At 66.3% G+C, this 13,671-nt stretch carries 10 protein-coding genes; 4 read left to right on the forward strand and 6 right to left on the reverse strand.

Annotation, left to right across the window (positions count from 1 at the left end; genetic code table 11):
* Window positions 1–9: 9 nt before the first annotated feature.
* Together BN1959_RS01380 and BN1959_RS14290 are read right to left on the reverse strand one after the other, a co-directional pair.
* Window positions 10–1,353: an ATP-binding protein gene (locus BN1959_RS01380; protein ID WP_053946941.1), complete on the reverse strand. Its 1,344-nt coding sequence runs from the start codon at window positions 1,351–1,353 to the stop codon at window positions 10–12.
* A 52-nt stretch (window positions 1,354–1,405) separates the two neighbouring features.
* Window positions 1,406–3,247, reverse strand: a complete 1,842-nt coding sequence (locus tag BN1959_RS14290) for a flippase activity-associated protein Agl23 (protein WP_161803738.1) — start codon at window positions 3,245–3,247, stop codon at window positions 1,406–1,408.
* A 114-nt stretch (window positions 3,248–3,361) separates the two neighbouring features.
* Between BN1959_RS14290 and BN1959_RS14590 the strand changes: the two genes are divergently transcribed.
* The gene (locus tag BN1959_RS14590; RefSeq protein ID WP_053946943.1) at window positions 3,362–4,498 is read left to right on the forward strand and encodes a thiolase family protein; all 1,137 of its coding nucleotides are present in this window, start codon (window positions 3,362–3,364) and stop codon (window positions 4,496–4,498) included.
* A 530-nt stretch (window positions 4,499–5,028) separates the two neighbouring features.
* Window positions 5,029–5,940, forward strand: a complete 912-nt coding sequence (locus BN1959_RS01395) for an MBL fold metallo-hydrolase (RefSeq protein WP_053946944.1) — start codon at window positions 5,029–5,031, stop codon at window positions 5,938–5,940.
* 166 nt (window positions 5,941–6,106) lie between these two features.
* Here the strand turns inward: BN1959_RS01395 and BN1959_RS01400 are convergent, their stop codons facing one another.
* The 4 genes from BN1959_RS01400 to BN1959_RS14595 all read right to left on the reverse strand — a co-directional run bounded on the left by BN1959_RS01400 (window position 6,107) and on the right by BN1959_RS14595 (window position 9,300).
* Complete coding sequence (locus BN1959_RS01400; RefSeq protein ID WP_154018203.1) at window positions 6,107–6,730, reverse strand: hypothetical protein; 624 nt, start codon at window positions 6,728–6,730, stop codon at window positions 6,107–6,109.
* A gap of 377 nt (window positions 6,731–7,107) precedes the next feature.
* A complete protein-coding gene (locus BN1959_RS01405; protein ID WP_053946946.1) occupies window positions 7,108–7,680 on the reverse strand; it encodes a DUF1102 domain-containing protein in 573 nt (190 codons plus the stop codon).
* A 232-nt stretch (window positions 7,681–7,912) separates the two neighbouring features.
* A complete protein-coding gene (locus BN1959_RS01410) occupies window positions 7,913–8,368 on the reverse strand; it encodes a hypothetical protein (RefSeq protein ID WP_154018204.1) in 456 nt (151 codons plus the stop codon).
* 263 nt (window positions 8,369–8,631) lie between these two features.
* Window positions 8,632–9,300 (reverse strand): DUF1102 domain-containing protein, encoded by a 669-nt coding sequence (locus tag BN1959_RS14595; RefSeq protein ID WP_154018205.1) that lies wholly within the window; start codon window positions 9,298–9,300, stop codon window positions 8,632–8,634.
* A 374-nt stretch (window positions 9,301–9,674) separates the two neighbouring features.
* Between BN1959_RS14595 and BN1959_RS01415 the strand changes: the two genes are divergently transcribed.
* Together BN1959_RS01415 and BN1959_RS01420 are read left to right on the forward strand one after the other, a co-directional pair.
* Window positions 9,675–11,657, forward strand: a complete 1,983-nt coding sequence (locus BN1959_RS01415; RefSeq protein WP_053946948.1) for an AMP-dependent synthetase/ligase — start codon at window positions 9,675–9,677, stop codon at window positions 11,655–11,657.
* A gap of 87 nt (window positions 11,658–11,744) precedes the next feature.
* Window positions 11,745–13,622 carry a cation:proton antiporter domain-containing protein gene (locus tag BN1959_RS01420; RefSeq protein WP_053946949.1) on the forward strand — a complete coding sequence of 626 codons (1,878 nt, stop codon included), beginning with the start codon at window positions 11,745–11,747 and terminating at the stop codon, window positions 13,620–13,622.
* The last annotated feature ends 49 nt before the right edge of the window (window positions 13,623–13,671 follow it).

The raw sequence follows: 13,671 nt of genomic DNA on the forward strand, positions 1-13,671 counted from the left end.
GAAGCGCCGTCAGTTGTCGTGGTCGTGACCGTGCCCGTGCTCGTGACTGTTGTCGCCGTCGCCCGCGATCGCGGCGCCTTCCCCGTCGATCATGTCCATGTTCTTCAGGTTGTCCCGCTCCTCGAACCCCTGGACGGCGTCCATCACGTCCTCCTGGGTGAGCTCGCGTCGGCCCTCGGTGAGCGCCTGCAGGACAGCCTCTCGCAGCACCATCCGGAGGTCCGACCCCGTGAGTCCCTCCGTCTCCTCGGCGACGGCGTCGGGGTCGAACTCCGCCATCTGCATGTCTTGGGTGACGATCTGGAGGATGTCCGACCGCATCTGGCGGTCGGGCTTGGGGAAGTTCACGACCTCGTCGAAGCGCCGCCACGCGGCGGCGTCGAGCTGGTCGGGGTGGTTCGTCGCGGCCACCGTGAGCACCTCGTCGCGCACCAGCGAGATGTCGTCGATGCTCTTCAGCAGCGTGTTGACCGCCCGCTTGAGTGCGGCGTGCTCGTCGGACTTCCGGGTCTTCGCGACTGAGTCGAACTCGTCGATGAAGAGGATACAGGGAGAGAGCCGCTTTGCGACCTCGAACGTCTTCTCGACGTTCTTGGCGGTCTCGCCCAGATACTGGCTGGTCACCATCGACAGCTTCACCTCGACGAACGGGAGGCCGAGCTCGTGGGCCAGCCCACGGGAGATGGTGGTCTTCCCGGTGCCGGGCGGGCCGACGAACAGGATCTTCCCGATCTCGCTCAGGCCGATGCTGGCGAGGTAGTCCCGGTTCTCGATCGCGGTGACGATCTTGTTCACCTCGTCGTTCTGGTCCTCGGTGAGGACGAGGTCGTCGAGCGTGGTCTCGATCTCCTCTGGCGCGAGGATGTGGACGAGGTCGAGCATCTCCGCGTCCTCCTCCTCGTCGAAGTACTCGTCGAGCAGCGAGTCGATCCAGACGCGGTCTGCCTGAATGGGCTGGTTCGCCTCGCGGGCCTGCTCTCGGGTGACTTCCACGTCGGCGTCACCGTCGTTCTCGGCGGCGTAGGCCAGCGTGGGGTTGGCGGCGAGCCGGTCCTCGTCGGCGTGGTCGAGATACCACTCCAGCGCCATGTCGGGCTGGGTCAGCGAGATCTCCCCGGAGAACTCCGTGCGCTGGGTAAAGAGGAGATCGGAGACGGCGTCCCAGGGGTGATCGACGCTGGTGGCGGTTCGCGCGCGGTCCTGTGTGACTGCCAGCGGACGCTCGATGGACCCGTCGGACCAGAACACCTGCCGGTACCGCGGCGGGAGGTCGTCCTCGTCCAGCTCCTCCTCCTCGGTGTAGGTGTGTGCGGTCAACAGGAACTCTACGACGTCGACGGCGGGGTCGCTCATCCCGTTAGGGTTGCCGGGCCAATCGGTTAAGCGCGTCGGACCCCAGCCCCGTTCAGGAGTGGACAGATCTGTTCGCCGGCTCGCCGTCCACTCTCGACTCGTCGACGAACACGACGACCGCCTGCTCGTGGTAGAGCCCGAGTTCGTAGCGCGTCCGCTCGTAGCCGCGTTCGTCGAGCACCGACGCCGCCCCCTCGGCCTCGTGGGGCGCGGCGAACACGACCGGCGGGACCGACTCACGGTCGCCCAACGCGGCGGGGTCGCGGGCGTACGACGACTCCGCGCCCGCCCGCTCGACGTACCACGCCATCGGCAGGCGGTTCAGCCACCAGCCGAGCCAGTGTTCGCCCTCGGCCGGCGGGTCGTCGTCGATCCTCTCGTTGGGGAGGTAGTACGCCTCGCCGTAGAACAGTACCCCGCCGTCGTCGCCGGACTGCGTCCGGCTGCCAGCCGAGCTTCGCTCGGCCGCGTTCGCGGCGTCCGCGACGGTATCCTCCATCGGTGAGAGGTCGTCCGGCGGCTGGGCGGATTGTGCGAGCACGTTCACGTACAGCGGCGGCGTGATCGACGAGGCGGCGAGCACCAGTGGCACCTGCACCGCCGAGAGCACCACCAGCCCGGCCAGCGCGTAGCGGGCGTACCGCCCGCGCGTCCCCGGATCCGGGAGTGTGTCGGCGTCGGGGAGCCCGACGTTCCACGCGTGCTCCCGAGCGATCGCGACCCAGCCCACTGCGGCAGGGACGAACAGCGGAAGCGCGATGTGCAGCGAGATCCACGGCGCCGGGATGTCCGTCGCGAGCGGGTAGCCCAGCATCGCGGCAACACCCCACGCGACCAGTGGAACGACCAGCGGCCGCGACGGCGAGCGGAACTCACGGACGAACGCGACGCCCGCGCCGCCGACGACCGGGAGCGCGCCGACCAGCAGGTAGGCCAGCAGCTTCCCGGCGTAGCTCGGGTAGGAGTGCCCTCGGCTGCCGGCCCAGAAGCTCGACGCGAACGTCTCCCACGTCCCCACGGTGGCGCGCTCGATCAGCGCGAGCCAGCCGGCATCGCCCGCGAGCGCGGCGCCCAGCGTAGGGTCGCCTGCGGGCCCGCGCGGCGCGAGGAAGAACACGACCGGGACCAGTGCGACCAGCAACGCGAGCGGGACCGCGGGCAGGTGGCGGGCGAGTGCGGCACGAGCGCGACTGATCGACTCTCGGAACGCAGTCGTCGCCGCGTTCCGGGGTTCGTCCGCCCTGTACCACGGGAGCAGCGGAACGACCGCGGGCCAGCAGACCGCGACCCCCGCCGTCCCGACCGCGCAGGCGGCGTACAGCAGGACGTTCTCCTTCGTCGGGATCGCGAGGCCGACGAACAGTCCCGCGGCGAGGACGTGCTGTCGGCGCGCGGTCGCGAGCGCGCGGACCGCAAATCCCAGCGCGAACAGTGCGAACACGGCCAGCGGCACGTCCGAGCGCATGAACCGCGAGTAGTAGACGAGACTCGGCGTGACCGCCAGCAGCGCGGCGAGCGCGACGGTCTCGCTGTCGTCGAGGCCGATATCGACCGTGGCCGAGGCCGTACCGCCGTCGGAGCGCCGGAACAGCAGCGCCGACAGCGGTGCGAGTCCGCCGACGATCGCGACCGGGAGCCGGGCCGCGAACGCCGTCGGGCCGAGTTGCCGGAACAGCGGCGCGACGGTGATCGGGACGAACGGGCCGTGGATGACGGGGCGGTAGGCGAAGCCGGCGCCGCGGACGTACCGCAGCGTCCAGTAGGCGACGCGGGCCTCGTCCCAGTGCATCGTCCGGTCGCCCAGCGCGACCAGCCGGAGGAGGAGGGAAAGCGCCGTCAGCGCCAGCACGGCCGCGACTGGGCGACGGCGCGCCCAGCGAGCGGGGCGGGACACGTCCGGAACGGTCCGGGCCGGGCTGTAAGTACTTTCTCCGTCGGGGTCGGAAACCCTCGACCACGCACGCCGCGTTCGGTCGGATTTATCCCGGTGCCGCTCCCACTTCGGGGTATGTCGACACCTGTCGTCGTACACGCTCGACGGACCCCGCAGGGGAAGGAAGACGGCGTCTTCGCCGAGACCCGGAGCGAGGACCTCTCGGTCCCGCTGATCGAGGATGCGCTGGAAACGACCGGCGTCGCGCCCGAGGACGTCGAGGACCTGATGTGGGGCGTTGCCCAGCAGCGCGGCGAGCAGGACAACAACGTCGCCCGCGTCATCTCGCTGCTCTCGCCGCTGGGTGAGGGGACGCCGGCGACGACGATCAACCGCTGGTGTGCGTCGTCGATGCAGGCGGTCATCTCCGCGGCCGACGCGGTGGCGGCGGGCAACCGCGACTGCATCATCGCCGGCGGCGTCGAGAACATGAGCCGGGTGCCGATGGACGGCGACTCCTACGAGCACCTCCACCCGGGGATCTCCGAGCAGTACAACGTGTTCCAGCTCCAGATGGGGATGACCGCCGAGAAGGTCGCCGAGGAGTACGACGTGAGCCGCGAGGCACAGGACGAGTACGCCGCCCGCAGCCAGCAGCGCGCGGTCGAAGCCACCGAGTCCGGACGCTTCGACGACGAGATCCTCCCGATCGAGACCGATGACGGCGTCGTCGAAGAGGACGAGGGGATCCGCCCGGGCACGACCGCCGAGAAGCTGTCGGGGCTCCCGCCGGCGTTTACGGGCGACGGGACGGTGACCGCGGGCAACTCCAGCCAGATCTCCGACGGCGCCTCGCTGGTGATGGTCACCTCGGAGGCGTTCGCCGAGGAGCACGGGCTGGATATCGTCGCCGAGATCGGGACGAACGAGGTCGTCGGCGTGGATCCGACGGTGATGGGGATCGGCCCCGTCCCGGCGACGAAGGGGCTGCTGGAGCGAGCCGGGACGGATATCGAGGAGTACGACCTCGTAGAGCTGAACGAGGCGTTCGCCTCCCAGTGTGTGTACGCCCGGGAGGAGCTGGGGATCCCGGAGGACCAGTTCAACGTGAATGGTGGGGCCATTGCGATCGGCCACCCGCTGGGGGCCAGTGGAGCGCGCCTGCCCGTGACGCTACTGCACGAGATGGAGAAGCGTGGGGATAGCCGGGGGCTGGCGACGCTCTGTGTCGGCTTCGGGCAGGGAGCCGCTATCGAGTTCCTGATGGACTGAGGCTGATACTGCGGTTTTCGGTTGTTTGCGAGCGCTTTCTTTGTTGGGTGTGGTTCGACCGCGACGGCGAACAGCAACAGCAGCTTGACGCTAGACCACTTGCGACCGCACCGCTCCGCACGGCCCACGAACCTCCCCAGCCGACTCCCTCCTTCGCTTCGCTCGGCCAGTCGTCCCTCGCGCCTGCTCGTCCACGCAGGGACTCGCGCTTCGCGCCGACAGCGACCGCGGTGCGGTGGCGGTGGACGCCGCGCGGCGGCACCGGTCGCCGCCGCGCGGGGGAGGGGTGGGGACTCGGCGCTGTGCCGGACCTTGTGTCCGGCACACTGCGGTCACAAGTGGTCTAGCGTCGAGCTGCTGTCGCCGTCGCGGTTGCTGTTTCAGTTGCCAACGATCGAGATTTCGTCGCCGTCCCGGTCGCTGTCCCACTAGCCAACGATCCAGATACCGTCACGCGTCTAGACCTCCCCAGTACCAACTACCGAGAAGCCACCAGAATCGTTTTCTCCCGTCCCGCCGGCCACCAACGTATGGCCATCGGCGACGTTCAGGCAGTCGCGGGCACCGAGAACGTCCACTACGTCGACACCGGGATGTACGACACGCCCCAGTACGGCTCCGTCTACGTCATCGACGGCGAACGAACCGCCGTCGTCGACTCCGGCACGGGCGGCGACTACGAACAGATCGCCGGCGCACTCGACGAACTCGGCATCGACGCGCTGGACGCGGTGGTGCTCACCCACGTCCACCTCGACCACGCCGGGGGCGCCGGGCATCTGCTCGAAGACTACCCCGACGCGCAGGCGTACGTCCACGAGCGCGGTGCGCGGCACCTGATCGACCCCGAGCGCCTCGTCGCCGGCACGAAGGACGCGGTCGGCGACCAGTGGCAGTACTACGCCGAACCCGAGCCGATCCCGGACGAACGAGTCACCCGCCTCGCGGACGGCGACGCGGTGGATCTCGGCGACCGAACGCTCACCGCCCACGAGGCGCCGGGGCACGCCCCCCACCAGCACGTGTTCCACGACGCCGACGCGGGGATCGTCTTCACCGGCGACGCCGCGGGGATCTACGTCCCCGAGGTGGACACGATCCGGGAGACCAGCCCGCCGCCGCAGTTCGACCTGGATCAGGCCCGCCGGGACGTGTCGACCATCGCGGACCTGGAGCCGGAGATCCTGGCGTTCTCGCACTTCGGCCCGCGGGCGTTCGACGAGGAGCAGCTGCAGGGGTACAAGCGCACGCTGATGGAGTGGGTCGAGGCTGTGAGACGGAAGCGGGCCGAGTTGGCGGACGAGGAGGCGGTGATCGAGCACTTCGTTGGGCATGCGGACGAGATGGCTGGCGCCGAGGTGTGGGGCCAGCGGAAGGCCGAGGCGGAGATGCGGCTTAATACACGGGGCGTGTTGGCGTATCTGAGGGAGCAAACGGAGTAAGGGGCGGGTCTCGGCGTCGGTACTGAATTCGACGAACTGTCTCTCTCCGTCCGAACAGTGGTCCGTTCGGTGGCGGACCGGCCGTCAGTGGTGATGCGAACGAATCGCCGAACGAAGGAGAAATCACAGGGAGCGAGGGTAATGCCCTGTTACTGAACCTCTTCAGTCACGGAGCGTTCTGAACGTCGAACCCACCGGGGTTCGGAACGTCCGACTTGTTCGCAGCCGCGTGAATCTTCAGGTTGCCACCGATATCGCTGTCCGTTGCTACGCCGGACGAATTCACTTCGAACCCGACTTTCTTCTTCTCTCCCACGAAGTAGTGGAAGGCCATGCCGCGAGGCCCGAGGTGGTACTCCCCTTGATCGGCGCTACCGACCTCGATCGCACGACGGTCTCCGTCGCCGCCCATTCCTTCTCCGTCCATCACGTAGGGCTTGATACTGCCACCTCCCTCCGTCCAGATCCACACCGGCTGAGTCCCCTGGTTCCTGATCTCGAACAGGTTGTCGAACAGGAACTCGCCGTCTTCGTTGACACCATCGCCGCCGACTGCCGTATCCGCGAAACTAACGGATAACCCGCCTCCAGAGGATCCGTCTTGATCCACAAAAACATCGTTCGGCCCTTCAAGAGCTTCGATCCCTACGTATGCTGATTCGTCACCAGAAGCAACGTTAACTGCAACGTCACGTTCTGCAGTTGCACTAGTGAACGCGCCCGTGCTAATGCCCGCCGCACCGGCGGCAGTGAGCGATCCCAGACCAGCGATGAACTTGCGTCGTTCCATTGTGGTTTGACCTCGTTCGCGCCCCGAGCTGCCCCGGGAACGCTTCGTTCACCACATACCCCCGTTGGTAAGTAGTATTGAGTTCGCTGACGGAAATCAGCACGATCCTGTCCACTCGGCTCACGAAGTATGGGAACCTCTGACAGGGAACAAGCGATCGTTACCAGACTCGGATATCCCGACAGACATCTCCTGAAACACCCCAGATCCAGCCTGTGTTTCGAAATGAGGGGTATTCTCGTGACCTATCCGCGTCAGTACGTCGCCGAGTGAGGGCTGCTCGGTGGTGGAAGAATTACGTAGATTCTCACAGTACTCTCCGACTCGATCCTCGTCCCAGAACGGTCGACACGATCGATACTGTCGTGCGAGACGAACTACGTCGAGGACGCCTCGGCTTCGATCGTGATGCTGCCGTCGATGGGCGGAGCGTCGGTCGTGGTCGTGCTCACGTACACGTCGTAGTGCTCGCGGTCACCCACGCCGAGGGTCACCGGATCGATACCGTCAGCCTCGACTCCGTCGCTGTCGCTACCCAGGATCTCCTCGGACTCGTCCTCCGGATAGATGTACGCGAACATCGAATCACCGGCGGCGTTCGACATCAAGAAGTCCGGGGCGAGGGTCACGTCCACCGCCTGCGTCCCCTGGTTCTCGATAGCGAACATGCGTTCGATCACGGTGATTGCCCTCGTGTTCACTCCCGTCCCGCCAGCATCGGTCGGGTTGCTCCCGGAGAGGTCGATGGCGAGCGTTCCGCCGCTAGTCGTGGCGTACTCGCCGTTCGGCCCGTCGGCGGGCTCCAGCTGAAGGAACGCATCGCTGTCGTCGGCGACCTCGACGGCGACGTTTCGGTCGGCTTGGACGCTTGTGAACGCGCCGGTGCTGATTCCTGCCGCCCCGGCGGCGGTGAGCGATCCCAGTCCAGCGATGAACTTCCGTCGTTGCATTGTGGTTCGTGCCTCGTTAACGCCCCGATCCGCACCGGAACGTTTCCTCTGTTCGAGGCCACTACGGGGAGGTAGTATTGCGTCCGTTGACTCCGTTCAGCGTCAGTCTGTCGTTCGTTCCGTGCTGTATGGCTCCCCCTGAGACGTCTCGTACCGGATCGATCGAACCCGTCAGACTCTGGTCGTTACGAGATTTCGGCGTATCCCGTCGGCATACAGAACGAGGCGCGAATCAGTCCGGTGTCACCGCCGGCGTCAGCACGTCCGCGAGCGAAGACTGTTCGGCAGTCGCGTGGATCGTCGGCCCCTGCCCGTCCTTGAGTACGCGGCTCCCCGCGCTGCCTTCCGGCGTGTCGACGACGAGCCCCACGTCCATGTGGTCGCCGACGCCGAGCTCGACCGCGGCGGTGTCGACGCCGGCGTCGTACTGCGGCTGGCGTTGTCGGCCGTCAGGCTTCAGCGCGTCGAGGTCGCCGTTGAAGTTCGCGAGGCTAATCGCGGTGGCGTCGTCGCTCCACGAGCCGACGTAGAACGCGTGCTGTTTGCTCCCGTTCCGGCCGCCGTCCTCGGCCAGCCAGACGTAGACGGGTTGGGTTCCCTGATTTTCGATCCGAAACAGGTCGTCAAACTCGGTTACGGCGTTCGCGTTTACGCCGTTCCCAAGCACCTCCTCATTACTTGACGACATGTCGACACTCAGTTTTCCCTCAACCGGATCAACAAACGCCGCATTTTCGCTGTCCGGTACGGGAACTAGACGCAGATATGCGTTCGCGTCGTTGACGACGCTCACTTGCATATTTCGGCTGGCGCTCACGTTTGTAAACGCTCCCGCACCGATTCCGGCCGCTAACACGGTGGTGAGCGAACCGAATTCAATAATTAATTTGCGGCGTCTCATTTTGGTTGAGCAAGGGATGGCTACGGTATCGTAGCCATCAGTAAACTCATCTACGAGCTTTCGGCCTGGTCTTCAGTGTAAGCAAATATCTTAATTGAACCACTCATATCGGCGTTATAGTCGGAGCCAGGAGGAACGGTAAGCCAGAACCCAACACTAACGGTGGTTCCGGGCGGAAGAGCAACTTCCCAGCTACCGTTCACTGTGCCCTGATTTGAAGGTGACCACGTAACGTCGTCGAAGTTTTCGTCTGCACTGTCCAGATCCGATCGATAGAACCCATAGTTTGCGCCTCGTCCTCCACCAGGGTTGAGTCCAGATGGAGAGACATTCAACAGGTCAGCGAGCTCGTCATGGAATGTTGGCTCCGAACTACCTGCGCCGGGCGCGTTTGGCTTCCCAGTATTAAACCAAACCGCCACTGTTTCAGATCCGTTGTTAGTGATCGTGAATAGGTCGTTGAAGTTGGTGTTCGCATCCGGATTCAGGCCACCATCACCGTCCCCATCCGACGTAAAGTCCAGAGTTAGTGCCCCATCCCCGTCGAAGGATGCGTATTCGCTAGTCGGTTGGAGGCCAAGATAGGCATTCCCGTCACCCGACACTTCAAGAGAAACGTCACGACTCGCCCGGACACCTGTGAACGCGCCCGTACCAATGCCCGCCGCACCAGCGGCGGTAAGCGATCCCAGACCAGCGATGAACTTCCGTCGATCCATTGTCGTAGTACCTCGTCACGCCCCCGGTCTTCCGGGAACGCTTCATTCCCCACATACCCCCCTTTGTAAGTAGTATTGATTCATCTGACACGATTCAGGCCGAACTAGTTGGATATACAAGATGTATCAGCCCCCGTTTGAGAACGACTCCCGGACCCACAGACCCGGTCTGAGTGCGCCGTAATCGACTCTTGATGCGGCCGCCGAAACCGGTTCCGTCGGTCGTTTTCGCCGATATGCCGCCGAGCGAGAAACAACGCCGAGAAACGGAACTCGCGTGGCCGAAACCGCCGTCGACGCCCCGCGAATCAACCCCGAGCAACACCCCCGTCGTGTACGGAGCTTTATGGTCGCTCCCCGCTCACCCGCACCTTATGGACATTCGCGACGCCGAACAGGGGTTCGACCACCCCGTCATCGACGACGACACGCTGCCGGCGATGTTCGAGGCCAGCGCCGAGCGCAACGCCGGGGAGGTGGCCCAGCGCTACAAAGGGGGGATCTACGACCGCTCGCTGGTCGCCGAGGGCGCGATCTCCGAGGCGCCCGCGGGCGACTACGCCGAACTACGCTACGAGGAGACACGCGAGATCGTCCGCCACCTCGCGACCGGCTTCCGTGAGCTCGGGATCGAGGCCGGCGATCGTGTAGGGCTGTTCGCCAACACCCGGATGGAGTGGGCCCAGAGCGACTTCGGCGTGCTCGCCGCCGGCGGCGTGGTCAACACCGTCTACAGCGGCTCCTCGGAGCGCCAGACCGAGTACCTGCTGGGCGACGCCGGCTCGGAGGGCGTGGTCGTCGAGAACGGCGACCTGCTGCACAAGGTGCTGAACGTCGAGGACGAGCTGGACCTCTCGTTTATCGTCGTGATGGACGAGCCCGCCGACGGCAGCGGCGCTGCGGCGGCGGTGCGGGACCGCGACGACGTGCTCACGCTGGGGCAGCTCCACGAGCGCGGCGCCGACGCGTTCGACGAGGACGCCTACGAGGGCTGGCTCGACGAGCGCGACGGCGACGATCTCGCGAGCCTCGTCTACACCTCCGGCACGACCGGCCAGCCGAAGGGCGTCGAGCTCACCCACTGGAACTTCCGGTCGAACGTGAACCAGTGTTTCCGGCGGTTCGGCCCGCGCCCGGACCGCGATCCCGACATGCCGACGACCGACACCGACACGATGGCGCTCTCGTTCCTGCCGTTGGCCCACGTGTTCGAGCGCCTCTCCGGTCACTTCCTGATGTTCGCGGCCGGGGCGACCATCGCCTACGCCGAGAGCCCGGACACCCTCCGGGAGGACTTCAAACTCGTTGAGCCGACGACGTTCACTAGCGTCCCGCGCGTGTACGAGAAGCTGTACGCCGCCGTGCGGGAGCAGGCCAGCGAGTCGCCGATCAAGCAGCGCATCTTCGAGTGGGCCGTCGACGTGGCCCGCGAGTACGAGCGGGCCGAGAACCCCGGCACGCTGCTCTCGCTGAAACACGACATCGGCGACAAGCTGGTCTACTCCAGTGTCCGCGAGGCGCTGGGGGACAACGTCGACTTCTTCGTCTCCGGCGGCGGCAGCCTCTCGGAGGACCTCTGTCGGCTGTTCCACGGGATGGGGATCCCGATCCTCGAGGGGTACGGGCTCACGGAGACCGCGCCCGTGCTCAGCGTCAACCCCATCGAGGACCCCAACCCCGGCACGATCGGCCCGCCGGTCGTCGACGTGGAGACGAAACTCGATACGTCCATCGGCGTGATGGGCGACGACATCGCGGGTGACACCGGCGAACTGCTCGTCCGCGGGCCGAACGTCACCGACGGCTACTGGGAGAAGCCCGAGGCCACCGACGAGGCGTTCGTCGAGGCTGATGAGGCCGACGACGGTGGTGAGCCGTGGTTCCGGACCGGCGACGTCGTCGAAATCCGCCCCGACGGCTACATCGCGTTCCGCGAGCGAGCCAAACAGCTGCTGAAGCTGTCGACGGGGAAGATGGTGCCGCCGGGCCCCATCGAGGACGCGTTCGCCGACAACGAGCTGATCGAGCAGGCGATGGTCGTCGGCGACGCCCGGAAGTTCGTCGGCGCGCTGATCGTCCCCGCGTTCGACGCCGTTCGATCGTGGGGCGAGCGCGAAGGGCTGGACCTCCCCGCAGACGACGCCGAGCTCTGCCACGACGACCGCGTCCGCGACCGGATCCAGCAGGAGGTAGCGACCATCAACGACGGGTTCGAGAGCCACGAGCAGATCAAGCAGTTCCGGCTGGTGCCCGAGGAGTTCACCCCCGAGAACGACCTGCTGACGCCGACGATGAAGAAGAAACGGCGGAAGATTCTCGATCGCTGGAGCGACGAGGTCGAAGACCTCTACGAGTAACCGGCCGCGGTAGTCAGCCTTAAGCCGCGCCCACTGGACTTTCACCGTGTGAGGGCGAACGGACTCGCGATAGCCGAGGTGCCGTAGATGGCCGGGAACGAGGCAGCCGTGCTGATCGCGGTCGTTGCCGGGATCGTCGGTATCGGCGTGATCGCACAGGTGCTCTCGGACCGCTTCCGGGTACCGAGCATCGTCTTCCTGATCGCGGCGGGGATCCTGCTCGGCCCGGAAGTGACCGGGCTGCTCAACCCCGAGGAGTTCGGGACAGCCGCGCTGTCGGCCATCGTCGGGCTCTCCGTCGCGATCATCGTCTTCGAGGGCGCGTTCCACCTCCGGATCGAGGAGATCCGGGAGGCGCCGAAGACGGCGTTCCGACTCGTCACTGTCGGCGCCGTGATCGCGCTGATCGGGACGGGCGTGGCGGTCCACTACCTGCTCGGGGTCGGCTGGCTCGTCGCGTTCCTCGTCGGCTCGCTACTCGTCGCGACCGGGCCGACCGTCATCGCGCCGATCCTCGACGTGGTTCCGGTTCGGGACCGCGTCGGCGTCGCACTCGACACCGAGGGGATCGTCAACGACGTGACCGCCGCGATCTCCGCGGTGGTGATCTTCGAGATCATCACCACCGGCGCGTCGGGCCCCAGCGCGCTCGTGACCCTGTTCGCCGAGCGGCTCGGCTACGGGCTGTTGGTCGGTATCGCGGTCGCCGGGCTGCTGTACTACATGCTGCAGTACGTCGACCTCTCTCCCGGAAACGCGCCCCGAAACGCCCGGCTACTGGTACTCGCTGGCGCGCTCGTCGCCTACGCCGCCGCGAACTACCTCGCCAGCGAGGCCGGCGTCGCCGCCGTCGCCGTCGCGGGGATCCTGCTCGGCAACGCCGACGTCCCCTACGAGGAGGAGATCTCGGCGTTCAAAGGCGACGTGACGCTGATCGTGCTCTCGTTCGTGTTCATCACGCTGGCGGCGCTGCTGGACTTCGAGGTGCTGCTCGATCTCGGGCTGGCCGGGATCGGTGTCGTCGTCGTCGTCGCGCTGGTGCTCCGGCCCCTCCTGGTGTTCGTCTCCAGCGCGGGCGACCGGATCACCACGGAGGAGAAGCTGTTCATGAGCTTCGTCGGCCCGCGCGGGATCATCCCGGCGTCGGTGGCGACGCTGTTCGCTATCGAGCTCCGGAGCGAGGCGATCGGGATGCCCGAGGCGGCCGACGTGCTCGTCGGCACCGTCTTCCTGACTATCCTGCTGACCGTGCTGTTCGAGGCGGGGCTTGCCCGCCAGATCGCGGAGAAACTCAACGTCATACCCATGCGAGTCATCATCGTCGGGGGCGGGTCGGTCGGGCGCGAGCTCGCGACCCGCCTCGAAGACCGAGGCGAGAACGTCGTCATCGTGGAGAACAACCAGGACCGGATCCAGACAGCCCGCGACGCCGGGTTCACCGCCCACCACGGCGACGGCACCGACACCGAGGTGCTCCGGTCGGCCGGCGCGGACAACGCCAAGATCATCGTCGCTGCCACCGGCGACGACGACGCGAACCTGCTGATCTCCCAGCTCTCCCAGTCGAAGTTCTCGCCGGAGCGCGTGATCGCGCGGACGAACAACCCCGAGAACGTCGAGGCCTTCGAGGAGCTTGGCGTCCGGACGATCTCCTCGGCGATGGCCACCGCACAGGCCATGGACAACTACATCGAGCGCCCGGCGCTCGCCAACTGGATGCAGGGGATCGGCGAGTCCGGCGACGTGCAGGAGATCGAAGTCACCGCGGACCCGCTGATCGGCGAGACGATCCGCGATCTCGGCCCACAGCTCCCCGAGGGCTGCCTGATCGGGCTGGTCTGTCGGGGAGAGGAGGCGTTCGTCCCCGAGGCCGACTTCACGCTCGAACGCGGCGACCGCGTGACGTTCATCGGCCGGAAGGAGGCGGTCCGCGAGGCGATGAAGTGGGCCCACCCCGAGGAGTAGTGAGGCAGAAAACCCCCCGGAGGGGAGGCAAACTGCCCCCGGGGAACGG

Source organism: Halolamina sediminis (assembly GCF_001282785.1).
Lineage (GTDB): Archaea > Halobacteriota > Halobacteria > Halobacteriales > Haloferacaceae > Halolamina > Halolamina sediminis.

What these genes read in the sequence shown, in the direction of transcription:
- BN1959_RS01420 (WP_053946949.1), top strand. Translation starts at nt 11,745, where the DNA reads ATGGCCGGGAACGAGGCAGCCGTGCTGATCGCGGTCGTTGCCGGGATC.
- BN1959_RS01380 (WP_053946941.1), bottom strand. Translation starts at nt 1,353, where the DNA reads ATGAGCGACCCCGCCGTCGACGTCGTAGAGTTCCTGTTGACCGCACAC.
- BN1959_RS14595 (WP_154018205.1), bottom strand. Translation starts at nt 9,300, where the DNA reads ATGGATCGACGGAAGTTCATCGCTGGTCTGGGATCGCTTACCGCCGCT.
- BN1959_RS01410 (WP_154018204.1), bottom strand. Translation starts at nt 8,368, where the DNA reads ATGTCGTCAAGTAATGAGGAGGTGCTTGGGAACGGCGTAAACGCGAAC.
- BN1959_RS14590 (WP_053946943.1), top strand. Translation starts at nt 3,362, where the DNA reads ATGTCGACACCTGTCGTCGTACACGCTCGACGGACCCCGCAGGGGAAG.
- BN1959_RS01415 (WP_053946948.1), top strand. Translation starts at nt 9,675, where the DNA reads ATGGACATTCGCGACGCCGAACAGGGGTTCGACCACCCCGTCATCGAC.
- BN1959_RS01405 (WP_053946946.1), bottom strand. Translation starts at nt 7,680, where the DNA reads ATGCAACGACGGAAGTTCATCGCTGGACTGGGATCGCTCACCGCCGCC.
- BN1959_RS01395 (WP_053946944.1), top strand. Translation starts at nt 5,029, where the DNA reads ATGGCCATCGGCGACGTTCAGGCAGTCGCGGGCACCGAGAACGTCCAC.
- BN1959_RS01400 (WP_154018203.1), bottom strand. Translation starts at nt 6,730, where the DNA reads ATGGAACGACGCAAGTTCATCGCTGGTCTGGGATCGCTCACTGCCGCC.